This is a genomic window from Roseomonas gilardii, assembly GCF_001941945.1.
Lineage (GTDB): Bacteria > Pseudomonadota > Alphaproteobacteria > Acetobacterales > Acetobacteraceae > Roseomonas.
In genome coordinates this window covers 395,122-416,772 of sequence record NZ_CP015584.1, presented here as the reverse complement: position 1 = coordinate 416,772, position 21,651 = coordinate 395,122, and the positions used below count along the sequence as shown (strand labels likewise).

Genomic DNA, 21,651 nt, shown 5'->3' with positions numbered 1-21,651 from the left:
TCATGTGCGCCAGATTGGATCAAGCGGGTCGCCTATGACCCTTCCGTGAAATTGAAGCCTTCTTTCGACGGCGGCTGGCGCTCCTCCCCGTCCGGCATCGGGCCGGCATTGCCGCGAAGGTCCGTCGGTCGCCGGCCCGGGCACAACCCGGGCCGGCCAGGATCAGCCCATGGTGGGCATCACGAACTCCGCACCGGAGCGGAAGCCACCCGAGGGCCAACGGGTCGTGATGGTCTTCAGCTTCGTGTAGAAGCGCACGCCTTCCGGCCCATGCATGTGGTGGTCGCCGAAGAGCGACGCCTTCCAGCCACCGAAGGAGTGGAAGGCCATCGGCACCGGGATGGGCACGTTGATGCCGACCATGCCAACCTGGATGCCATGGGCGAATTCCCGCGCCGCCTCGCCATCACGGGTGAAGATCGAGGTTCCGTTGCCGAACTCATGCTCGTTGATGAGCTTCGCGGCGGCGGCGTAATCACCCGCGCGCACCACCGAGAGGACGGGGCCGAAGATCTCCTCGCGGTAGATCGACATCTCCGGCGTCACATGGTCGAACAGCGTTCCACCAATGAAGAAGCCGTCCTCGTAGCCCTGCATGCGGAAGTCGCGGCCATCGACCACGAGCGTTGCACCCTCCTTCACGCCGGCATCGACATAACCGTGCACCTTGTCGCGATGCTGGCGCGTGACCAGCGGCCCCATCTCGGCATCGGCCTCGGTGCCCGGGCCGATCTTCAGGGCACGGACCTTGGGCTCCAGCTTCGCGATCAAGGCTTCGGCCGTGCGCTCGCCGACCGGCACCGCCACGGAGATCGCCATGCAGCGCTCGCCGGCCGAGCCATAGGCCGCGCCCATCAGCGCATCCACCGCCTGGTCCATGTCGGCATCCGGCAGGATGACCATGTGGTTCTTGGCGCCGCCCAGTGCCTGACAGCGCTTCCCGCTCTTCGCGGCGGTCTCGTAGATGTAGCGCGCGATGGGCGTCGAGCCGACGAAGCTCACCGCACTGATGCCGGGATGCTGCAGTAGCGCGTCCACCGCCTCCTTGTCGCCCTGCACCACGCTGAACACGCCGGGCGGCAGCCCCGCCTCGGCGAGAAGCTCGGCCAGGATCAGGCTGGTGGAGGGATCGCGTTCGGAGGGCTTGAGGACGAAGCAGTTGCCGCAGGCCAGGGCGACCGGGAACATCCACATTGGCACCATGGCCGGGAAGTTGAACGGCGTGATGCCTGCGACCACGCCCAGCGGCTGGCGCAGCGAATGGCTGTCGATGCGGGTGCCGACATTCTCCGTCACCTCGCCCTTCAGCAGTTGCGGCGCGGCGGTGGCGAATTCCACGACCTCGATGCCGCGTGTCAGTTCGCCCTTGGCATCGGAGAGGACCTTGCCGTGCTCGGCAGTGATCGCGGCGGCGATGCGGTCGGCATCCCGCTCCAGCAGGGCCAGGAACCTGTTCAGGATACGGGCGCGGCGCAGCGGCGGGGTCGCGGCCCAGGCCGGAAAGGCCTTCAGCGCCGCCTTCACCGCGGTATCGACGTCGCGGGTACTGGCCAGGGGAACCTCCCCCGTCTGCTCGCCGGTGGCGGGATTGTAGACTGGAGCCGTGCGGCCGCCGCGGCCCTCGAAGCTCTCGCCGCCGATGAAATGCGGAATCCAGGTGGCCATGCGTCTCGTCTCCCATTCTCCCGGCGGAACGGCGTGGCGCCACCGGCGCATCCTGCGATAAGGCTCGACCGGGCGCACAGCAATGGTCAGAATTGCACCCTGGATGTGCAGAGATTGAAGTCACCCATGAACTGGGATCGTATCCGGATCTTCCTGGCCGTGGCACGCGCGGGGCAGATCCTGGCCGCGGCCCGGGAATTGAAGCTGAACCACGCCACCGTGGGCCGGCAGATCACCGCCCTGGAGCGCGAACTCGGGACCAAGCTGCTCGATCGCCGGAACCAGGGTTGCGTGCTGACTGGTGCCGGGGAAGCCTTGCTTGCCACGGCGGAACGAGCGGAGTCCGAGTTCCTGCGGCTGAACTCCCAGCTGAACAGCATGGAAGGAGCCGTCAGCGGCACCGTCCGCATCGGGGCACCGGACGGCCTCGGCAACTACGTGCTGGCGGGGCAGCTCGCCGGTCTGGCGGAACAGAATCCCGGCCTGGTCATCCAGCTGGTGCCCCTGCCCCGCACCTTCTCCCTGTCGCGGCGCGAGGCGGACCTGGCCGTCACGCTGGAGCGCCCCGAGCAGGGCCGGCTGATCGTCACCAAGCTCACCGACTACACCCTCAGCGTTTATGCCTCGGAAGCCTATCTCGCGCGCACCGGACCGGTCACCCGGCCCGCGGAACTGTCTGGCCGCCTCTTCGTCACGAATGTCGAGGACTATGTGTACAGCCGTGCCCTGGACTATGCCGCCGCCCTGCGCCGCGTGATCGGGGCCCGCTACGAGTGCGGCAGCGTGGTGGCACAGATGGAGGCTGTCCGGGCCGGCCATGGCGTCGGCATCCTGCACGACTATGCCGCCGCCACCTTTCCCGAACTGCGGCGCATCCTTCCAGAGGTCCGCTTCCTGCGGAGCTACTGGCTGGTCTCCCATCCCGACACGCATGACACGCAGCGGGTCCTGCTCGCCCGCCGGCACATCCTTTCGGGCATCCGCGCCGAAGCCGCTCGGTTCGTGCAGCCGGGCCCGCCCGCCATCCCGACTCACGCACAGGTCTGTTGATCCCAGGGAAAGGCGTCGCACCCGGTCCCTTCCCCCCCTGCGGCGATCTGATCTAGAGCCTGGACCCGCCTTTCAACCGCCACGGATAGCCTGATGCCCATCGGATCCATGTACGAGATGCCCGGCCACCTGATCCGGCGGGCACATCAGATCTCTGGCGCCATCTTCACGGCGCGACTGGCAGGCTTCGACATCACCTCGGTGCAGTATGCCGCGATGGTGGCGATCGCTTCCCAGCCGGGGATCGACGCGACGCGGCTTTCGGACCTGATCGCCTTCGACCGGGCGACGCTTGGCGGCGTGCTCGACCGGCTGGAGGCCAAGGGCCTCATCGCGCGCCAGCCATCACGTCAGGACAGGCGCATCAAGACCATCGCCCTGACCAGCGATGGAAACGCCTTGCTGGACACCGTGGAGGGCCTTGTTCTGGCGGCCCAGGCGGAGATGCTGCAGCCCCTCTCGGAAACGGAGCGGGCACAGTTCATTGCGTTGCTCAAGAAATTCGTCGGCCGACCCTCGGACGATGATTGACAGCATACATACTTTATGTATCCATTCTTTCCATGAGATAAGCCACACGGGAGGGGCCAGGGCGCCGTTCCGCGATGCCAGCCGGCATTCGGTGCAGCTCGTCCCCCGCCGGATTGGCCGTCCAGGGAGGAGTAAGAATGCAGTTCCATCTCAATGGCTTCCAGGCGGGTGACCCGGAGACGGCCAGGGTCGATCCCCCTACCCCCGGTGCCACGCCGGCACCCCTGCCCGGGACGACCGATGTGCTGATCGTCGGCTGCGGTCCGGCCGGCCTGACACTGGCGGCGCAACTGGCTGCCTTTCCGGGGATCTCGACGCGCATCGTGGAACAGAAGGCCGGTCCCCTGATGCTGGGCCAGGCCGACGGCATCGCCTGCCGCACGATGGAGATGTTCAACGCCTTCGGCTTCGCCGAACGCGTGCTGCGCGAGGCGTACTGGGTCAACGAGCTGGTGTTCTGGAAGCCTGACAGCACCCGGCACGACGCTATCTTTCGCAGTGGCCGCATCCGGGACACGGAGGAGGGACTCTCGGAGTTTCCGCATGTCATCCTCAACCAGGCCCGCGTTCACGACTTCTACCTGGAGACGATGCGGCGCGGCGCTTCCCCCATCGTGCCGGACTACCACCGCCGCCTCATCGGTCTGGAGGTCGCGACGCGGCCGGATGTCTCCCACCCCGTCACGGCCCGCTTCGAGCGCCTCGATCCCGGGCATGAGGGAAAGGTGGAAACCATCCGGGCCCGCTACGCGGTCGGCTGCGACGGTGCCCGGAGCGCCGTGCGCCGCGAGATCGGCCTCAGCCTGGAAGGCGCCTCCGCCAACCAGGCCTGGGGCGTGATGGACGTGCTCGCGGTCACCGACTTTCCCGACATCCGCCTGAAATGCGTGATCCATTCGGCGGCGGGAAACATGGTGATCATCCCGCGCGAGGGCGGCTATCTCGTGCGGCTCTATATCGAGATGGACAAGCTGGCGGAGAACGAGCGCGTCACCAGCCGCAAGATCACCATCGATGACCTCGTCGCCGCCGCGCAGCGCATCCTGAACCCGCACAGGCTGGAGGTGAAGGAGGTTGCCTGGTGGTCCGTGTATGAGATCGGCCAGCGCATGTGCGAGCACTTCGACGATGTGCCGGAGCGGGAAAGGTCCACCCGCCTGCCCCGCGTCTTCATCGCCGGCGATGCCTGCCACACCCACAGTCCCAAGGCGGGACAGGGGATGAACGTCTCCATGCAGGATGCCTTCAACCTCGGCTGGAAGCTGGCCGCGGTGCTGCGGGGACAGGTCGATCCCGCTCTGCTCGCCACCTATTCGGTGGAGCGCCATGCCGTGGCGGGGGAGCTGATCGCCTTCGACCGGAAACTGGCCCTGATGCTGTCCCTCCCCCCCAAGGACCCCCATGACCCGGACAGCACGGGCGTCGATCCGGCAGAGTTCCAGCAGTACTTCGTGCAGCAGGGTCGTTTCACGGCCGGCACCGCGATGCGCTATGCGCCCTCCGCGATCACCGGAGCGACGACGCACCAGCCTCTCGCGGAAGGCCTCGCCATCGGCATGCGCTTCCACTCGGCGCCGGTCATCCGGCTGGCGGATGCCAAGCCGATGCATCTGGGGCACACGGTGCAGGCTGATGGTCGCTGGCGCCTCTTCGCCTTTGCCGCGGCAGAGGACCCATCGGACCCGTCATCCCGCATCCAGACGCTCTGCAGGTTTCTGGAACAGGATGCGGCCTCGCCGGTCCGGCGCTGCACCCCGGTGGGAGAAGACATCGACGCGGTGATCGACCTGCGGGCGATCTTCCAGCAGCCGCACCGGGACCTAGCCTTCGGCGCCATGCCCGCCCTGCTGCGCCCGGCGAAGGGACGCTATGGCCTCGTGGACCACGAGAAGATGTTCTGCCCGGTCATGGTGGAGGGCCAGGACATCTTTGACCTTCGCGGCATCGACCGTGGGCGTGGATGCGGGGTGATCGTCAGGCCGGACCAGCATGTGGCGCATGTCCTGCCGCTGGAGGACCATGCGGGGATCGCAGGCTTCTTCGAGGCCTTCATGCTGGATCACCAGCAGGCAACGCACCGCCCGGATGCCGCGAGCAGGCCGCTCGAGCAGCCGGCCCTCTAGTCGCGAGCCCGGGGTTGGGGTGGCCATGCTCGTCATGGCCACGGGCGGGGAAAGGGATCGGCCGGCGTGCCCTTCTCCGGACCCAGTGGCAGGATGTAGGCTTCCCGGATGCCGATGGACCGCACTGTGGAGGCTTCCATGTCCGATCCCACGATCCGCCTGACCGAACTCGCTCATGGCGGCGGTTGCGGCTGCAAGCTCGCCCCGGCGGTGCTGCGGGAGCTCCTGTCCGAACAGCCCATGGCCGGCCCTTTCCAGCAGTTGCTGGTCGGGACCGAGACCTCGGATGATGCCGCCGTCTGGCAGGTGAACGAGGATCTGGCGGTGATCGCCACCACCGACTTCTTCATGCCGATGGTGGACGATCCGGAGGATTTCGGGCGGATCGCCGCCACCAACGCCCTGTCGGATATCTATGCGATGGGCGGCCAGCCGATCATGGCCCTGGCCATCCTGGGCATGCCGATCAACAAGCTGGAACCGGCGGTGATCCGGCGGATCCTGGCGGGTGGCGCCGCGGTCTGCGCCGAGGCCGGAATCCCGGTGGCCGGAGGCCATTCCATCGACTCGCTTGAGCCGATCTACGGGCTGGCGGTGATCGGCCTCTGCCATCCCGCCCAGGTGCGCCGCAATGCCGGGGCCCGGCAGGGCGATGTGCTGATCCTGACCAAGGGGCTGGGCGTCGGCATCTATTCCGCCGCCATCAAGAAGGGCGCCCTGCCAGAAGGGGCCTATGCCGAGATGCTGGCCTCCACGACCCTGCTGAACCGGATCGGCGCGGAACTGGCGAAGGACCCCGCCGTGCATGGCATCACCGATGTCACGGGCTTCGGCATCCTGGGGCACGCGTTGGAGATGGCGCAGGGCTCCGGCTTGCGCCTGACCCTGCGGCTCGATGACCTGCCCTGGCTCTCCCATGCCGCCGCGCTGGCCGAACGTGGCTTCATCACCGGGGCGTCCGACCGCAACTGGGCCAGCTATGGCGACAGGATCACGCTGCCTGCGGGGCTGCCGGACTGGCGTCGCCGACTGCTGGCCGATCCGCAGACCTCCGGCGGCCTCCTCGTCGCCTGCGCGGAGGCGGAGGCGGCCCGCATTCTGTCCGGCATCCGGGGGGCGGGTTATCCCTCCGCCCGCATCGTTGGCCGTGCGGAAGCGGGCGAGGCGCGGGTGGTGATCTCCTGACGGGATCCGGCGCCTTTCGTGTGGGCCTGGGGCAAACTCGGCGGTCCTCCGCACGCTTTCTTCTCGACGCTGGCCGAAAGCGGCTTGGTCCGCGCGTCCGGACAGACGAGGCACGAAGCAATTCGAGGGAAACACGGCCCCGCCTGGCGCGGTCGGCCCCTGGCAATGGGAGAGTGACGATGCGTTCAGGAGCATTCTGGATCACCGGGAGCCTGATCCTCGGCCTCGGTACGGCAGCCATGGCCCAGCAAGCTGGTGCGCCGCCCTCGAAGCAGAGCCTGGACAGCAACGGGGGATGCCAGGGCGAAGCCGAATCCCATCCGGCAACGCAGCCGGCGACGGGCAGGGCCGACAGCACCGCCCCTGGGAATGCCGGCAACACGGGCTGGAGTGGGGGAACCGGCGGCTCCTTCATCGGCACCCAGTCCAGCGGAAAGACGCCGCAGTCGCGCACCTGGCAGCCGGCGACGGCCCGGGGCCTTGACCCGATCAGCGCGCCGAAGAAAGCCGTACCGAAGTGCTGACCGGCCCCGGGTCCGGCCCTGACCTACGCGTCGCGGCGGAAGGGAAATCCGCCTGACGCCATCGGCCCAGCGACCTCAGATCGGGTCCAGCCGCAACCGCAGGCCTTCGGCATTGAAGAACTCGCCGTCGCGGATCAGACCACGGTCCTCATGGAGCTTGCGCGTCAGGGAGGCGAGGCGGGCCTTGGCTTCCCGGTCCTCGACGAGCCCTTCCCGACCGGCCCGGAAGAAGACCACCGCATCCCAGGACACGCGGGCGCCGGCAAAAAGCGAGACCATCTCCGGCCAACGCGTCTCGTCGCCCACGACATGGAGATAGGCCGAGCGAAGAGGCTCCACGGTGCCCTCGGCGACCCGCAGCAGAACGAAGAGCATGGTGAAGGAACCGGCCTCGCCATGGGTGGCGATCAGCCAGTCGTCGAAATCGGTGCTGGCGGGCATGGTCATGGCGGGCTGGTCATCCGTGATTTCGGCCCGGGCGGGGAAGCGGGCCCATTCATGCTTCCGGCCGGTGGCGCTTCCCCCGCATAGGTCCGGAACAGGTCGTTCCTATGAGGGTTGATGCGGCGCAGATCGCCCCGGCGCAGCGTCACGCCATGACGGTCCAGGAAGTCCAGGATCTGGATAGCGACCTTCCGGCCATTGTCCATCCGGTTGCGGAAGGCCGCGGCGGTGATGGTGCCGTCGGATGACCGAGCGGCGACGTCATGCGCGATCTCGACCATCTCGGCCGTCGTGGCCCGCAGGAAGAAGTGGTCATGGGCGATCTGGTCCACGCGGCCGAGCCGAGTGCAGAGCTTCATCAGGCGCCGGATCTGCGCCTCCTCCGCGCCGACCATCGGAACGAGATCCCGCACCCTCGGGGGGCGGAAGCGATGGGAGCCGCCGATCAGGGGGGCGATGCGGGCGAAGAGATCCTCATCCTCCGGACCCAGGCGCACCTCATGGCCGGGAAGGCGGAGGAAGGCGCCCTCCAGCACCAGCCGCCCGGCCCTGGCTTCCTCTTCCAGGACGGCACGGAAGACCGGCACCGGCAGCCGGGGCTGCAGAAGCATCCGCAGCCGCTCGCGGCCCGTTCCCTGCAGGTCGGGATTCTCCTCGTGGAAGCGTGCCAGCTCGGCCAGCAGCGAAGCCTGGAAGGCCTGCCACCTGTCCTGAGCCATCACGACATGCAGATCGCCAGCCTCGATGCCGGTCAGTCCCGGCAGGGCCGCCAGTGCCTCGCCCTCCGCGGCGGAAAGGGCGCGACCCCTTACGAAGTCGGACAGTTCCACATGAAACGGCGGCAAGGCGAGCAATCGCCGGAGCGCCTCGGCCGGTTCCGTCTGCGCCGCGGCATCGAGCTGCTCCAGGCGCTCGGTTGTCCGCCGCTTGCGCGCGGGGCCCCGCAGGTCGAGGAACCGCCCTCCCCCGATCGTCCGCTGTGCCGAGGCATCGCGCAGAATGAAACGGTCGCCCACCGCGGCGGCGATGGGCCGCTCCAGCATGAGCTGAATCCGGCCCTGGCCGCCGGGAGGGATGGCTCCCTCCAGCGGCACGAGGCGCACTCCGACCTCCGCGCTCGCGTGGTGCAACCGGGCCGTCAGCAGGTTGCCGACCGGCTTCGGTTCGTTGTCCAGGAGACGCAGCCGGGCGTCGATCCGGGTCGTGGGGGCATGCAGGGCCGGGTCCAGGATCATGTCGCCGCGCGAGACGACGTCCCTGGATATCCCCTCCCCTGTCAGGTTCAGGGCGCAGCGTTGTCCCGCCACGCCGCGTTCGGCGGGCTGGTTCTGGGCATGGATGGAGCGTATCCGGGCCGGCAGGCCGGCGGGGCTGACAACCACCGTATCACCCACGGCCACCGCACCCGAGAGGACCGTTCCCGTCACCACCGTCCCGGTCCCCGCCAGGATGAAGCTGCGGTCTACCGCCAGGCGGAAGGCACCGGTCTCCCCGCGCGACGCCGTGTCTGCCGCCGCCTGCCAGAGCATATCCCGGAGGCGGTCCAGCCCCTCGCCGGTCACCGTGGAAACCGGCAGGATCTTCGCCCCCGCCAAGCCGGTCGGCGCCAGGAGATCTCGGATTTCCGCCGTCACGGCATCCCGCCTCGCCGGATCCGCCAGATCCGCCTTGCTGAGCGCGACCATCCCGCGCCGCAGGCCCAGCAGGTCCAGGATGGCCAGATGCTCCAGCGTCTGGGGCATCGGTCCGTCATCGGCGGCCACAACCAGCAGGGCGAAGTCGATCCCGCTCGCGCCGGCCAGCATGGTGTGGACGAAGCGCTCATGGCCCGGAACATCGACGAAGCCGATGCTGTGTCCGGCCTCTGCCAGATAGGCGAAGCCGAGCTCGATGGTGATGCCCCGCGCCTTCTCCTCCTTGAGGCGGTCGGTCTCCACCCCGGTCAGGGTCCGCACGAGGGCGGTCTTGCCGTGGTCGATATGGCCGGCGGTTCCGACGATCATCCCACACCCCCGGTGACGAGCGGCAGCGGCTCGGAGGAGAGGGCCAGGGCCTGGGACAGTTCCGCAGGGGTCAGCGAGGCGCGGACGGCAGGCAGGAAAGGTCGCGCCAGGGTGCTGCCGCCGCGCGTCGCGCGGAGCAGCCAGACCATGGCCGCCAGGGGGTCCGGCGCCACGCCCGCCCCCAGATGCAGGGCGGCCCCGAACATGGCCTGACCATCCGCCTCGCCCCGGAGGGCGGCGCCCTGCCACCACCGTGCGGCTTCCGCCACATCGCGCTCCACTCCCTGGGCATTGTGATAGAACATGCCGAGGCGCATCATGGCCGGGGCGATCCCGGCCTCGGCGGCCGCCAGTGCCCAGCGGCGCGCCTCCGCGACATCCACCGCCACGCCATCCTGCCCCTCCAGCAGTATCAGGCTCCAGACATCCTGCGCGATGGCATCCCCACCCTCCGCCGCCGCCCGGTACAACTGCGCCGCCCGGCCGGGATCGGCCTCCACCCCTTCGGCACCCTGCCGCAGCAGCGCCGCCAGTTCACGCCGCGCCACGGCATGACCCCCTGCCGAAGCCAGGGAAAGCCACTTCTCGGCCAGGGAAGGATCGGCTGGAACATCCAGACCCCGCAGGAAACAGAGGCCGATCCCCGCCTGGGCCTCCGCGGCGCCAGCCCGGGCGAGAGGCTCCCAGATCCCCAGCGCCGTCCCATACTCGCCACGGTCGAAAGCGGCCCTGGCCTCGGTCATCGGATCGGGTGCCGGCGGTGCGGCAGGCCGACAGAGGCGCCTAAGCCAGTGCATCGGCGGGCATGGCGGCGAGGCTGGCCAGGAAGCCCGGCTCGTCCTCCAGGGTCCGGAGATCGAGCACGAGGGCTCCATCGCGCAGATGGCCGATCACCGGCCTTGGCAGATCGCGCAGGGCGGCGGTGAGACGGTCCAACCCCTCGCTATCCGGCGCGGAGAGGCGCAGCCCGGCGCTCGGGATGGTTTCCGCCGGCAGGGCGCCGGAGCCGATCTGGCTGCGGCAGGAACAGGCTTCGGCCGTGAAGCCCGGTGGCAGAAGCCGCGCCAGTGCCGGAAGCAGGCGTTGGGCTTGGGCCTCGATCTCCGCCACCGGGCGGGCCAGGAAGCGCAGCGTCGGCAGGCGTTCGACCAGGCGGTCGGGGTCGCGGTACAGCTTCAGCGTCGCCGCCAGGGCCGCGAGGCGGATCTTGTCCAGGCGCAGCGCCCGCTTCATCGGGTTGCGGTTGATCGCCGCGATCAGGTCCCGGCGCCCGACGATGAACCCCGCCTGAGGGCCCCCCAGCAGCTTGTCGCCGGAGAAGGTGACGATATCCGCGCCTTCGGCCACCGCCTCCCTGACCGTGGGCTCCTTCGCGAGACCGAGGTGCGACGGGTCTACCAGCGTGCCCGAGCCGAGATCGTTCAGCATCGGCACCCCGGCCGCCCGGGCGATGCCGGCGATCTCCGCTCCCGCCACCGCCTTGGTGAAGCCCTCGATCCGGTAGTTGGAGGGATGCACCTTGAGGATCAGGCCGATCTCGGGCGAGAGCGCATCCTCGTAATCCCGGAGATGGGTGCGGTTCGTGGTGCCCACCTCCACCAGCCGGACCCCGGCACGGGCCATGATGTCGGGCATGCGGAAGGCGCCGCCGATCTCGATCAGCTTCCCGCGCGAGACCAGGGCCCCTCGCCCGGCCCCGAGCGTGTTCAGGGCGATCAGCACGGCGGCGGCGTTGTTGTTGACGACCGTGGCGTCCTCAGCGCCGGTCAGTTCGCGCAGCAGGCCCCGCAGGTGGTCGTCACGCTCGCCGCGGCGGCCCGACCCGAGATCGAATTCCAGCGCCACCGCGTCCCGCATGGCCGCCACTGCGGCCTCGATTGCCGCCTCGGCCAGAACCGCGCGGCCGAGATTGGTGTGCAGCACCGTGCCCGTCAGGTTGAAGAGCGGGCGCAGGTTGGAGCGGTCCCGTTCGGCAAGTCGGGCTTCCGCCAGGGCCAGCACCGTGGCTGCCTCGGGAGCACCCGAGGCCGGCGGATCCTGCCGCAGGCCGGCCAGAACCGCCCGCACTGCTTCCGTGACCTCGGCCCGGCCGAAACGCCCGACGGTCGCCCCGGCCAGGGAAAGAACGCGGTCCACCGAGGGGAGCGAACGCAACACCGCCTTGTCGGACATGGATCAGTAGCCCAGCAGGAAGGGATCGAAGCCGGCGCGACGGTAGCTGGTGTCCCGCATCAACAGGTCGAGGCCCAGGCTGGCCACGTCGTCCGCCATCGGTTCCAGCGCTGGGTTCCGGTTCTGGTAGAGGATCTTCACCCAGCTACGGCAGGAATCGCAGGTTTCCGCCTTCACGGTGGCTTCTTCCTCGCCCTCCGGTGCCATGTAGCCGACACCCTTCGTGGAGCCGCAGGCGAGGCACTTGATCCGCACCTCGTTCCACTGGGTCCCGCAGAAGGCACAGGCGGCATAGCGGGCCCCTTCCGCCCCTTGATGCCCGACCACCATCGAGGAAACGGGAGGGCCGCCGCAACAGGGGCAGAGGCCGGTTTCCACCGGCACGAGCTGCTTCGGGTCGAGCAGGGAGGCCAGCCGCGCGCCATGGACCTGTACGGCCGCGGACAGGAACAGGTGCTGCGGCAGGGCGTCGGCGGGGGTGGAATCCGCCAGGACATCGCCGATCATCCGGTCCAGCGTCCCGCTCTCCGCCTCCCGCAACTCAGCCAAGGCAGTCGCCGCGGGCGCGGGCATAGGGAGAACCGCCACATCGTCCATGAAACGCTGCGCCAGGGTGCGCAGCCCCACATCGCCGGCCAGGGAGGCGCGATCCAGCGGAGGCATGCGGTTTTCTCTCGCGCGCTGGACCTGTTCGGCGGGGATGGCTTCGGCGGGGGGAAGCGCCTCGGCCAGATCGGCCTGGAGGCGGCTCAACCCGGCCAGGAAACCCAGATAGGCGGCCAGAGGGTTGTCCCTCGCCAGAACCGAGAAGCGTTCCGCCCGCTGACGGAACAGGGCCGCCGGGTCGGGCATGATGGCGAAAGGCGGCTTGAGCATGCGCCCGATCATGGAGGGATCGGGCTGGAGACCGTGAAATCCTGACATGAATCCTCCGCGGACCGGACCGGCCACGCGTTGTCGGTGGTTACTCGGCAGGGCCAACCTTACGTTGGCCAGCCAGTTCCTTCAGCCATTTCCGGTGATGCCGCCAAGCCCAGCCGCCCGTGACGGAGCCGCGGGTCATGGCGCGCAGCGTGCCTCGCGTCCAGATCGCCGCATAGACGTGCAGGATGAAGACGCAGATGATCAGCACGGCCGCGATGGAATGCGCCAGCACGGCGACCCTCCGCGTCGGGATCGAGGTGTAGGACGCGAAGTACTGCTCCCAGATCGCCAAGCCGCTGACGATCAGTACCAGGATCAGTCCGGTCATGGCCCAGAAGATGAACTTCTGACCGGCATTGTACTTGCCGAGTTCGGGCAGTTTCTCCTCGTTGCCGCTGACCACGTCCCTGATCCGCGACAGCCAGACGAAATCCACCTTTGCCGGCAGGTTCGCCCGCCAGAGCTGGAAGAAGAAGATGAAGAAGCTGAAGAACAGGACCACGCCGATCCAGGGATGGATCGCACGGGTGTTCTGCCCGCCGCCGAAGAGGTTGGTCAGGAAGAACAGCGAGGGCCAGAACAGGGCCAAGCCGGAAACCGCCAACAGGATCAGGCTGCAGGCCGTCACCCAGTGGTTGAGCCGGGCCAGAGGACCGTAGCGGTCCACCGTGACGGGCTTGCCCGGGTGGATGGCGTCTCCCGGCTGGATGTGCTCGGTCATCTTGGATGCTCTTCCGGCTGCGGCGGGGCGGTCACGCTGGTTTCCACCAGCTTCTCTGCATTCTCCTCGTCTTCCTCGGAAACCCGGTTGGGCCGTGCGAAGACACCGTGGATCACGCTGCCCACCGCCATGACGCTCATCGCGGCGAGACCCACATACTTGGTCACGCCCTTCCAGGTCTGCACCAGGGGCGAGATGCGGGGATTGTCCGGCAGGCCGGCATAGATATGTGGCCGATCGTTGTGATGCAGGACATACATCACATGCGTGCCGCCGACGCCGGGCGGGTCGTAGAGCCCTGCATTGGCATAGCCGCGCGACTTCAGGTCGGCGATGCGTTCCTCGGCATGCTTCTTCATATCCTCCTTGGTGCCGAAGACGATGGCCTGGGTCGGGCAAGCCTTGGCGCAGGCAGGCCCCTGCCCCACCGCGACGCGGTCAGAACAGAGGGTGCACTTGTAGGCGCGCCGGTCCGCCTTGGAGATGCGGGGAATGTTGAAGGGGCAGCCCTTCACGCAATAGCCGCAGCCGATGCAGTTCTCGTGGATGAAGTCCACGATGCCGTTGCTGTACTGGACGATGGCGCCGGGAGCCGGGCAGGCCTTGAGGCAGCCCGGGTCGGCGCAGTGCATGCAGCCATCCTTGCGGATGAGCCATTCGAGGTTGTCGGTCTCCGGATTCACCCATTCCGTGAAGCGCATCAGGGTGAACATGTTCTCGGTGAGGTCATGGGGGTTGGTATAGACCCCATGGTTCTCCTCGATCTCCGGATGGGTGTCGTTCCATTCGACACAGGCCGACTGGCAGGCCTTGCACCCGATGCACTTGGAGACATCGATCAGCTTGGCCACCGGGGTGAACTGCCGCTGCGGCGGCGGCAGGCTTTCCGTCGCCGAACGGCGAACCAGATCGGCCTCGCCGAACTGGCTGGCCATCGGCTGGGTCGGCGGGTTGCTGACCGCCGTCCGCGGGCTGTCCATCATGCCGGCGCTCATGCCACGGCCCCTCCTGGCGGCGTGCTGGGCTCGATATTGACCAGGAACGCCTTGTACTCCGGGGTCTCGATATTCGCCTCACCCACGAAGGGCGAGAGCGAGTTCGGGCCGAAGCCCTTCCGGGCCGCGCCAACGAAGCCCCAGTGGAGCGGGATGCCCACCACATGCACCTCTCGCCCGTCGCAGATCAGCGGGCGGATGCGCTTGGTGACCAGGGCCTTGGCCTTGACCGAGCCGCGCTTGGACCAGACCCGCACCCAGCTTCCGTTGTCGATCTTGCGGAGGGCGGCAAGCTCCTCCGAGATCTCCACGAAGAACTCGGGTTGCAGGGCCGCATTCACCCGGTTGTGCTTGGTCCAGTAGTGGAAGTGTTCCGTCAGCCGGTACGAAGTCGCCGCGAAGGGGAACTCGTCCGAATTGCCGAACTGGGACACGTCGTTCTGGAACACGCGCGCCACCGGGTTTCCCCGCATGCGCGGGTTCAGCACGTTGGGCACCGGGGATTCGAAGGGTTCCATATGCGTCGGGAAAGGCCCGTCGCGCATCATGCCCCGGGAGAAGAGGCGGGAGACGCCTTCCGGATTCATGATGAAGGGCATCACCGCATCCGGCTTTGCCGTGGGCGCGATGTCCGGCACGTCATAGCCGGTCCACTTCGTCCCATCCCATTCCAGCAGCTTGCGGCTCGGGTCCCAGGGCTTACCCTGGAGATCGGCCGAGGCGCGGTTGTAGAGCGTCCGGCGGTTCAGAGGCCAGGCGAAGGTCCAGCCGAGATAGGCACCGGTCTCGTCGGGATCGTGGTTGTCCCGGCGGGCCATGTTGTTGCCGGCCTCGTTGAAGCAGCCGGAATAGATCCAGCAGCCGCTCATGGTCGAGCCGTCATCTTGCAACTGCGAGAAGTTCAGCACCTGCTTGCCGGCCGGCACGATCACCTTGGTTGGATCGTTCGGGTCGCGCACATCGGTCAGGGCGCGGCCATTGATCTCCTTCGCCAGTTCCTCCGGCGTGGGCTCCGTCGGGTCCTGGTACTCCCAGGACAGGTTCAGGATGGGATCGGGGAAGGCCCCGCCCTCCTTCCGGTAGAGCTCCCGCATGCGCAGGAAGATCTGCGCCATGATCCAGGTGTCGTGCTCCGCCTCGCCCGGCGGCGAACCTCCGGCCCAGTGCCACTGCAGCCAGCGTCCGGAGTTGGTGAGCGACCCCTCCTCCTCCGCGAAGCAGGTGGTGGGAAGCTGGAACACCTCCGTCTGGATGGAAGCGGTGTCCACGGCGTTGAAGTCGCCATGGTTCTCCCAGAACCGGGCCGTTTCCGTCTCCAGCGGGTCCATGGTGATCAGGAACTTCAGCCTGGACAGCGCGGAGACAACCTTGCCCCGGTTGGGGAAGGCCAGCACCGGGTTGAAGCCCTGGCAGATATAGCCATTGACCCGGCCGTCGTTCATCAACTCGAACATGCGCAGGACGTCATAGGAGGGGACGTCCAGCTTGGGGATATAGTCGTAGGCCCAGTTGTTCTCGGCGGTGGCCTTGTCGCCCCACATGGCTTTCTGGAAGCTGACCATGAACTTCCGGTAGTTCTGCCAGTAGCTGGTCTGGCCCGGCTGCAGCGGCTTGAACTGCCGCGACTTCATATAGGTCCCGAAGTCTGTCTCGGCCTCCGTCGGCATGTTCAGATAGCCGGTGAGCAGGTGCGACATCAGGCCCAGATCGGTCAGGCCCTGGATGTTCGAATGCCCACGCAGCGCGTTCATGCCGCCGCCGCGCACGCCAATATTGCCCAGGATGAGCTGGAGCATCGCCATGCCGCGGATGTTCTGGGCGCCATGCGAATGCTGCGTCCAGCCCAGCGCGTACATCGAGGTCATCGTCTTGGTCGGCGACGAGCACTCAGCGATCATCTCGCAGACGCGAAGGAACTTGGCCTTCGGCGTGCCGCAGATGCGCTCCACCATCTCGGGCGTGTAGATCGAGACGTGCTGCTTCAGGAGATTCCAGACGCAGCGAGGGTGCTGGAGCGTCGGGTCGGTGACAGCGTAACCGTCCTCGCCGATCTCGTATTCCCAGCTCGACCGGTCGTAGTCGCGCTTCTCCTCGTCATAGCCCGTGAAGAGCCCGTCCTGCCAGCCGAAGCCCTCCTTCACGATATAGGCGGCGTTGGTGAAGGCCTTGGTGTACTCCCACTGGATCTTGTCGTTCTCGATGCAGTAGCGGATCACGCCCATCAGGAAGGCGATGTCCGAGCCCTGCCGGATCGGCGCATAGAAATCCGCCACCGAGGCCGTGCGGGTGTAGCGCGGGTCCACGACGATGAGCTTGGCGCCCCGGTGGGCTTTCGCTTCCGTGACCCATTTGAAGCCACAGGGATGCGCTTCCGCCGCATTGCCGCCCATGACGACAACGAGATCGGTGTTCTTGATATCGGTCCAGGCGTTCGTCATCGCGCCACGGCCAAATGTCGGGCCCAAACTGGACACCGTGGGGCCGTGTCAGACGCGAGCTTGGTTGTCGAATCCTACGATCCCGAGGCCCTTGGCGACCTTGAAGGTGCACCAGGCGGTCTCGTTGGTGGTGGCCGAGGCCGCGAGCATGCCGACCGTGGTCCAGCGGTTGACCGGCGTGCCAGCGTCGTTCTGGCTGAGGAAGTTGGCGTCGCGGTCGTCCTTCATCAGACGGGCGATGCGGTCTAGCGCCTGATCCCAGGAGACCGGCTCGAAGCGGTCCGATCCGGGGCGGCGCACCATCGGCTGCTTCAGCCGGGTCGGCGCGTGGATGAAGTCCTTGAGTGCCGCGCCCTTGGGGCAGAGCGTGCCGAGATTGGTCGGATGGTCCACGTCGCCCTCGACATGGATAATCTCGGCCTTCTCGCCCTTCCGGACATCACCCTTCGAATAGAGGATGACGCCGCAGGCCACGGAGCAGTAGGGACAGGTGTTGCGCGTTTCGGTGGTGTTCGCGAGCTTCAGTGGCCGGACATGGGCGGCGACGGCGGCTTCCGCCTCCCCGAAACCCATCGATGCCAAAGATGTCGCCGCGACACCCGCGCCGGCAGCCTTCAGAAGGCCGCGCCGCGAGATCTGCATGGTCACAGAAGCCTCCTCGGGCCATTCAGGCCTCGTATCCGGAAAGAGTTAGTTTCCGTCTTGATCGCGGTCAAGCAACAGTGGGTGGTGAAGCGGGGCGCCGGCGTCGCCCTCACGGCACCTTGCCATCATAATCCGGAGAGTGACGCCGAAGCGGTTCCAATGCGCGGCATATATCCGATATCGCAACATTTTGCTGCCCTGCACTACAACCAAGCGGTTCTGACGTCAGAACGCCGGCCGGAACTCACCCCACCTGGAAGCCATGGGCGTAAGGATCGCGGTCGTCGATGAAGATCGTGTTGTAGCCCGTGGTCCTCGCCCAGCCCGCGATGGAAGGAATGATTGCGGGACGTCCTCCAAGGCCAACGGCTTCTTCCACCCGGCCCCGGAACAGCGAGCCGATGATGCTTTCGTGCACGAAGGCGTCGCCGGAGCGCAATCTCCCCTTCGCGGCCCATTGCGCCATCCGCGCCGAGGTTCCCGTGCCGCAGGGCGAGCGGTCGATCGCCTTGTCCCCATAGAAGACGGCGTTGCGCGCATCCGCTTCCGGATGCTTCGGTGCGCCGGTCCACAGGATGTGACTAAGGCAACGGATCTCGGGCTTCTCCGGATGCACGAAATCGTAGCGCTCGTTCAGGGCGTGTCGCAGCAGCGGGCTCATCTGCACCAGTTGGGAGGCAGAGAAGTCGGCCATGTCGCGGAAGTTCTGCTGCGGATCGACGATAGCGTAGAAGTTGCCGCCATAGGCGACATCGACACGGATCGTCCCCAATCCGGGACAGTCCACCTCCAGACCTTCCGAATGGAGGAAGGAAGCGATGTTGGTGATCCGCACCTCCTCCACGAAGCCGCCTTCCTGCCGGTAGGTGGCGGTGACGACGCCGGCCGGCGTGTCCAGGCGCAAGAGGCCGGGCTGCTTCGGTGTCACGAGGCCATGTTCAAGGGCCATGGTGACGGTGCCGATGGTTCCGTGCCCGCACATCGGCAGGCAGCCCGAGGTCTCGATGAACAGGATGGCGATGTCGCAATCCGGCCTGGTGGGTGGATAGAGGATCGAACCCGACATCATGTCGTGCCCACGTGGCTCGAACATCAGGCCGGTGCGGATCCAGTCGTATTCCGCGAGGAAATGGGCACGCTTCTCGATCATGTTGGCGCCGGCGAGGATCGGCCCGCCGCCACTGACCAGACGCACCGGATTGCCGCAGGTATGGCCATCGATGCAGAAGAAGCTGTGCCGTGCCATGGGGATGCCTCGTCGTTCCGTGCCTGACGGAGCATAGCGCCTGATCACCCGCCGTCACGCCCGACCCGCAGCATGGTACCGGTCAGAAGCGTCCGGCGCGGAAGGGCGCGGGATCAAGGGGCGGTTCCTCGCCGGTGATCAGGTCGGCGATCAGGCGCCCCGTCGCAGCGGACTGGGTCAGGCCGAGATGACCATGGCCGAAGGCATAGAGGATGCGCGGGCTGGCCCGGGAGGGCCCGATCACGGGGAGACTGTCGGGCAGCGAAGGGCGGAAGCCCATCCACTGGGTCCCGCCCGTGGTGCGTAGCTGGGGCAGGAAGGTGGCCGCCTTGTCCAGCAGAGCCTGCGAACGTGCGTAGTTCGGTGGGGCCAACAGGCCGCCGAGCTCCACAGCGCCGCCGACGCGTACGCCGCCGCCGATCGGCGTCACCACGAAGCCATGCGCCCCGAAGGTCAGCTGGCGTCGCAGATCGAAGGCGCCGGGCGGGAGGGTGGTGTTGTAGCCGCGCTCCGTCTCCAGCGGAATGCGGTCCCCTAGCGCCAGGGCCAGGGGCCGCGACCAGGCGCCGCAGGCAATCACCGCTCGGGATGCCGTCAGCTCAGTGCCGTCGGCCAGATACACCGATACGCAGCCGTCTTCGTCCGGTCGTACGGCCCGGACCTCCGCCTGCCGGAAGATCAACCCCTGCTCCTGCAACCGGGCAGCCAAGGCCTGCGCGAAGAGATGCGGATCGGTGACGGTCTTCCAACCCGGTACGAAGGTCGCGACGCGGATGCGAGGAGACAGGCCCGGCTGCAACGCGGCGATCTCCCCGCCCCGCAGATGTCGGAACGCGATGCCATGGGCGGCGCGGAGATCCCATCCCGACAGGGAGGCGCGCCATTCCTCCTCGCTCTCGTACAGCTCCAGGGCCCCGTCGGCATGGACCATGGAGGCCAGCCCGTGCCGTGCGACCAGAGCGGACATCTCCTGCTCCGCCAGCCGCATCATCGCCACCTGCGCCAGGATGCTGTGCCGGACCCTGTCCGGGCGGCTGGCGCGCCAGAAGCGGAAGAGCCAGGGCGCGATGCGCGGCAGGTGGCGGGGCGGGATGGCGAGAGGGCCGAGGGGGTCCAGCAGCCAGCGCGGCGCCTTGCGCATGATTCCGGGCGAGGCCAGGGGCATGACGTCGGAAAAGGCGAAGGCGCCAGCATTGCCATAGCTGGCTTCCAGGGCGATGCCTTTCCGGTCCAGCAGCAGGACCGGCCGGCCACGCTCCTGCAGGCAGGAGGTGATGGCCAGACCGATGATGCCGCCGCCAATCACCACCGTCTCGGTATCATGGCGGTCCGGCCCCGGGACGTTCATCCTGGGACCGTCATGTTCCGACCGGTGGGCGCCCAGCTCTGGTGGTTGAGCGGAACCACCGTCGAAACAGGCCCAGGCGGGCTATCCACCCGCAGCGGTCTTGGCCAGTGCAGCCGTCGTGACGTTCGAGGCCAGCCGGCGCCGGGCGGATTTCACCGCATGGGTGGTAGCGCGCTCCACATTCACGAAGCGGTTCGGGCTTTCGCTTCCCGAGGCGACGCGCAGACGCTCCTTGCTGTCCGCCACCAGGGCATCGGCGCGACGGATGTCCTCCATGAAGCCCTGCGTCGGCACGATGTCGAAAGCCACGTCGGCCTTCTTGCGGCCGTCCTTGATGACGCGCATCCCGTCCGCGCCGAGATCTTCCAGGAGCCCGTCCCGGACCAAGACCTCCACCGCTTTCGTCACGTAGCGCAGCGTGTCCCGCGGCCGCGAGCGTGCCGCCATGGGGCCGTCCCGGGCGATCTCCATGGCCGTCATCGAGATCAACGGGCTCTCTCCCGGCCGCACCTCGGTGATGGTCTGGCACAACTTCAGATAGAGCCAACGCGACAAGGGATGCGAGATCCGCATCAGCCAATCGTAGTTGATCCGGCGGTAGTGGAGGTTCTTGATCGCGTTCTCGACCAGCGGGTTGAATTCGAGATAGGCACTCTCCTGGTCGTCCTTCCGGCGCAGGGCGAGCACGGGGAAGGAGGAGGAGGAAAGCACCATCTGTCCCTTGCGGTCCGTGCGGGTGATCTCGACCACCGCCGTGTGTAGGACCGTCAGCGCGTCCTTGATCTCATCCAGGCTGTAAAGGTGCCGGACCTTCCGCAGTTCCTCGCGGATCTCATAGAGAGAGAAAGAGAGGCGCACCTTCTCGTTCTCCACGCTCAGCCGAGCGCGGTCGCTGGCAATGCGCTGCATCACCGCCTCCACGATCTGCTCGCGCTCGCCGGGGAATTCCTCCCGCTCGGCCCCGTCCGCACGGACCAGGCGGCCAGGACGAAGCAGCAGCTTGTAGGTAATGCCGGCATGCTCGAACTCACGGCGTATCGAGCGCAGGTAGCCGCCCTCCGCCCGGCTGTCTGTGTAGAACACGAAGCGAGGCGCGATATCGTAGAGATTGATCGTGTTCGTGTAGCGCTTGTCATCCGCATCCGAGTTCTCGAACAGGATGAGCTGCAATGGGGTCGGCTGCTTCAAAGCGGCCCTCTGCTCCGACATGATCCCCTTTCCGCCCGCGTCCGGCGCATTTGGCGGGCTCTGGCCCCGCTCATCAAGCGCCTGTTGCACCCGTGATGAAGGGGAAAGGCGCGGATCGTGACGGTGATCGACGCTCTTATGAAGGGGAAAGGCGCGTTTGCCCGCCGGCTCCGGCGATGCTCCGGCCGAATCGCCCGGTCAGACGGATAGCAAAGCGCGCGTTTTCCCTACAGCCATCGGCCAAACGCGCGCTTTCCCTACAGCAGTCCGGCATTCAACCGTGCTCCAGGGGGCTGGTATCCCGAGAAGCCTATAGGGGAAGCGCGCGTTTCCGCCGCTGCCGCGAGGAAGGGGTATAGGGAATTGGCGCGTTTCGCACCTTCCAGCCCTCATAGGACCTGAAACGCGCCGATCTCCTATATTCATGTCGCGCTATCCGAGGGCCCGCA

General features: G+C 67.3%; 17 protein-coding genes. 5 read left to right on the top strand and 12 right to left on the bottom strand.

Annotation, left to right across the window (positions count from 1 at the left end):
- Nucleotides 1-162: 162 nt before the first annotated feature.
- On the bottom strand, nucleotides 163-1,665 hold the full coding sequence (locus tag RGI145_RS21430; RefSeq protein ID WP_075800551.1) for a CoA-acylating methylmalonate-semialdehyde dehydrogenase: 1,503 nt from the start codon (nucleotides 1,663-1,665) through the stop codon (nucleotides 163-165).
- A 126-nt stretch (nucleotides 1,666-1,791) separates the two neighbouring features.
- Between RGI145_RS21430 and RGI145_RS21425 the strand changes: the two genes are divergently transcribed.
- The 5 genes from RGI145_RS21425 (at nucleotide 1,792) to RGI145_RS21405 (ending at nucleotide 7,078) form a co-directional block, all read left to right on the top strand.
- Entirely contained in the window at nucleotides 1,792-2,715 is a 924-nt protein-coding gene (locus RGI145_RS21425; protein ID WP_075800550.1) for a LysR family transcriptional regulator, read from the top strand.
- A gap of 93 nt (nucleotides 2,716-2,808) precedes the next feature.
- Nucleotides 2,809-3,246, top strand: coding sequence for a MarR family winged helix-turn-helix transcriptional regulator (locus RGI145_RS21420; protein ID WP_075800549.1), 438 nt, complete (start codon nucleotides 2,809-2,811; stop codon nucleotides 3,244-3,246).
- Between the two features lie 137 nt (nucleotides 3,247-3,383).
- A complete protein-coding gene (locus tag RGI145_RS21415; RefSeq protein ID WP_075800548.1) occupies nucleotides 3,384-5,369 on the top strand; it encodes an FAD-binding monooxygenase in 1,986 nt (661 codons plus the stop codon).
- Between the two features lie 138 nt (nucleotides 5,370-5,507).
- A complete protein-coding gene (selD, locus tag RGI145_RS21410) occupies nucleotides 5,508-6,554 on the top strand; it encodes a selenide, water dikinase SelD (protein WP_075800794.1) in 1,047 nt (348 codons plus the stop codon).
- Nucleotides 6,555-6,733: 179 nt separating this feature from the next.
- The gene (locus RGI145_RS21405) at nucleotides 6,734-7,078 is read left to right on the top strand and encodes a hypothetical protein (RefSeq protein WP_156878711.1); all 345 of its coding nucleotides are present in this window, start codon (nucleotides 6,734-6,736) and stop codon (nucleotides 7,076-7,078) included.
- 75 nt (nucleotides 7,079-7,153) lie between these two features.
- Here RGI145_RS21405 and RGI145_RS21400 read toward each other — a convergent pair whose 3' ends face one another.
- From RGI145_RS21400 to RGI145_RS21345, 11 genes are all read right to left on the bottom strand, one after another.
- Nucleotides 7,154-7,525, bottom strand: coding sequence for a hypothetical protein (locus RGI145_RS21400; RefSeq protein WP_083671305.1), 372 nt, complete (start codon nucleotides 7,523-7,525; stop codon nucleotides 7,154-7,156).
- Complete coding sequence (gene selB, locus RGI145_RS21395; RefSeq protein ID WP_075800546.1) at nucleotides 7,522-9,525, bottom strand: selenocysteine-specific translation elongation factor; 2,004 nt, start codon at nucleotides 9,523-9,525, stop codon at nucleotides 7,522-7,524. The genes RGI145_RS21400 and selB overlap by 4 nt, the downstream gene beginning before the upstream one ends.
- The gene (locus RGI145_RS21390; RefSeq protein ID WP_237183317.1) at nucleotides 9,522-10,268 is read right to left on the bottom strand and encodes a tetratricopeptide repeat protein; all 747 of its coding nucleotides are present in this window, start codon (nucleotides 10,266-10,268) and stop codon (nucleotides 9,522-9,524) included. The genes selB and RGI145_RS21390 overlap by 4 nt, the downstream gene beginning before the upstream one ends.
- Nucleotides 10,269-10,308: 40 nt before the next feature.
- The gene (gene selA / locus RGI145_RS21385) at nucleotides 10,309-11,697 is read right to left on the bottom strand and encodes an L-seryl-tRNA(Sec) selenium transferase (protein ID WP_075800544.1); all 1,389 of its coding nucleotides are present in this window, start codon (nucleotides 11,695-11,697) and stop codon (nucleotides 10,309-10,311) included.
- Between the two features lie 3 nt (nucleotides 11,698-11,700).
- Nucleotides 11,701-12,621, bottom strand: coding sequence for a formate dehydrogenase accessory protein FdhE (gene fdhE, locus RGI145_RS21380; RefSeq protein WP_075800543.1), 921 nt, complete (start codon nucleotides 12,619-12,621; stop codon nucleotides 11,701-11,703).
- Nucleotides 12,622-12,661: 40 nt separating this feature from the next.
- Nucleotides 12,662-13,342: a formate dehydrogenase subunit gamma gene (locus RGI145_RS21375; protein WP_075800542.1), complete on the bottom strand. Its 681-nt coding sequence runs from the start codon at nucleotides 13,340-13,342 to the stop codon at nucleotides 12,662-12,664.
- Entirely contained in the window at nucleotides 13,339-14,337 is a 999-nt protein-coding gene (gene fdxH / locus RGI145_RS21370) for a formate dehydrogenase subunit beta (RefSeq protein ID WP_418314513.1), read from the bottom strand. Before fdxH ends, RGI145_RS21375 begins: the two co-directional genes overlap by 4 nt.
- Nucleotides 14,334-17,417 carry a formate dehydrogenase-N subunit alpha gene (fdnG, locus tag RGI145_RS21365; protein WP_156878746.1) on the bottom strand — a complete coding sequence of 1,028 codons (3,084 nt, stop codon included), beginning with the start codon at nucleotides 17,415-17,417 and terminating at the stop codon, nucleotides 14,334-14,336. Before fdnG ends, fdxH begins: the two co-directional genes overlap by 4 nt.
- Before the next feature lie 247 nt (nucleotides 17,418-17,664).
- Nucleotides 17,665-18,666 carry a 4-hydroxyproline epimerase gene (locus RGI145_RS21355; RefSeq protein WP_075800539.1) on the bottom strand — a complete coding sequence of 334 codons (1,002 nt, stop codon included), beginning with the start codon at nucleotides 18,664-18,666 and terminating at the stop codon, nucleotides 17,665-17,667.
- A gap of 82 nt (nucleotides 18,667-18,748) precedes the next feature.
- Nucleotides 18,749-20,014: an NAD(P)/FAD-dependent oxidoreductase gene (locus tag RGI145_RS21350; RefSeq protein WP_075800538.1), complete on the bottom strand. Its 1,266-nt coding sequence runs from the start codon at nucleotides 20,012-20,014 to the stop codon at nucleotides 18,749-18,751.
- A gap of 81 nt (nucleotides 20,015-20,095) precedes the next feature.
- Entirely contained in the window at nucleotides 20,096-21,223 is a 1,128-nt protein-coding gene (locus RGI145_RS21345) for a hypothetical protein (protein WP_145144729.1), read from the bottom strand.
- Nucleotides 21,224-21,651: the final 428 nt, after the last annotated feature.

Excerpts from the sequence above, each read along its gene's own strand:
- RGI145_RS21430 (WP_075800551.1), bottom strand. The coding sequence starts at position 1,665 with ATGGCCACCTGGATTCCGCATTTCATCGGCGGCGAGAGCTTCGAGGGC.
- RGI145_RS21425 (WP_075800550.1), top strand. The coding sequence starts at position 1,792 with ATGAACTGGGATCGTATCCGGATCTTCCTGGCCGTGGCACGCGCGGGG.
- RGI145_RS21420 (WP_075800549.1), top strand. The coding sequence starts at position 2,809 with ATGCCCATCGGATCCATGTACGAGATGCCCGGCCACCTGATCCGGCGG.
- RGI145_RS21415 (WP_075800548.1), top strand. The coding sequence starts at position 3,384 with ATGCAGTTCCATCTCAATGGCTTCCAGGCGGGTGACCCGGAGACGGCC.
- selD (WP_075800794.1), top strand. The coding sequence starts at position 5,508 with ATGTCCGATCCCACGATCCGCCTGACCGAACTCGCTCATGGCGGCGGT.
- RGI145_RS21405 (WP_156878711.1), top strand. The coding sequence starts at position 6,734 with ATGCGTTCAGGAGCATTCTGGATCACCGGGAGCCTGATCCTCGGCCTC.
- RGI145_RS21400 (WP_083671305.1), bottom strand. The coding sequence starts at position 7,525 with ATGACCATGCCCGCCAGCACCGATTTCGACGACTGGCTGATCGCCACC.
- selB (WP_075800546.1), bottom strand. The coding sequence starts at position 9,525 with ATGATCGTCGGAACCGCCGGCCATATCGACCACGGCAAGACCGCCCTC.
- RGI145_RS21390 (WP_237183317.1), bottom strand. The coding sequence starts at position 10,268 with ATGACCGAGGCCAGGGCCGCTTTCGACCGTGGCGAGTATGGGACGGCG.
- selA (WP_075800544.1), bottom strand. The coding sequence starts at position 11,697 with ATGTCCGACAAGGCGGTGTTGCGTTCGCTCCCCTCGGTGGACCGCGTT.
- fdhE (WP_075800543.1), bottom strand. The coding sequence starts at position 12,621 with ATGTCAGGATTTCACGGTCTCCAGCCCGATCCCTCCATGATCGGGCGC.
- RGI145_RS21375 (WP_075800542.1), bottom strand. The coding sequence starts at position 13,342 with ATGACCGAGCACATCCAGCCGGGAGACGCCATCCACCCGGGCAAGCCC.
- fdxH (WP_418314513.1), bottom strand. The coding sequence starts at position 14,337 with ATGAGCGCCGGCATGATGGACAGCCCGCGGACGGCGGTCAGCAACCCG.
- RGI145_RS21355 (WP_075800539.1), bottom strand. The coding sequence starts at position 18,666 with ATGGCACGGCACAGCTTCTTCTGCATCGATGGCCATACCTGCGGCAAT.
- RGI145_RS21350 (WP_075800538.1), bottom strand. The coding sequence starts at position 20,014 with ATGAACGTCCCGGGGCCGGACCGCCATGATACCGAGACGGTGGTGATT.
- RGI145_RS21345 (WP_145144729.1), bottom strand. The coding sequence starts at position 21,223 with ATGTCGGAGCAGAGGGCCGCTTTGAAGCAGCCGACCCCATTGCAGCTC.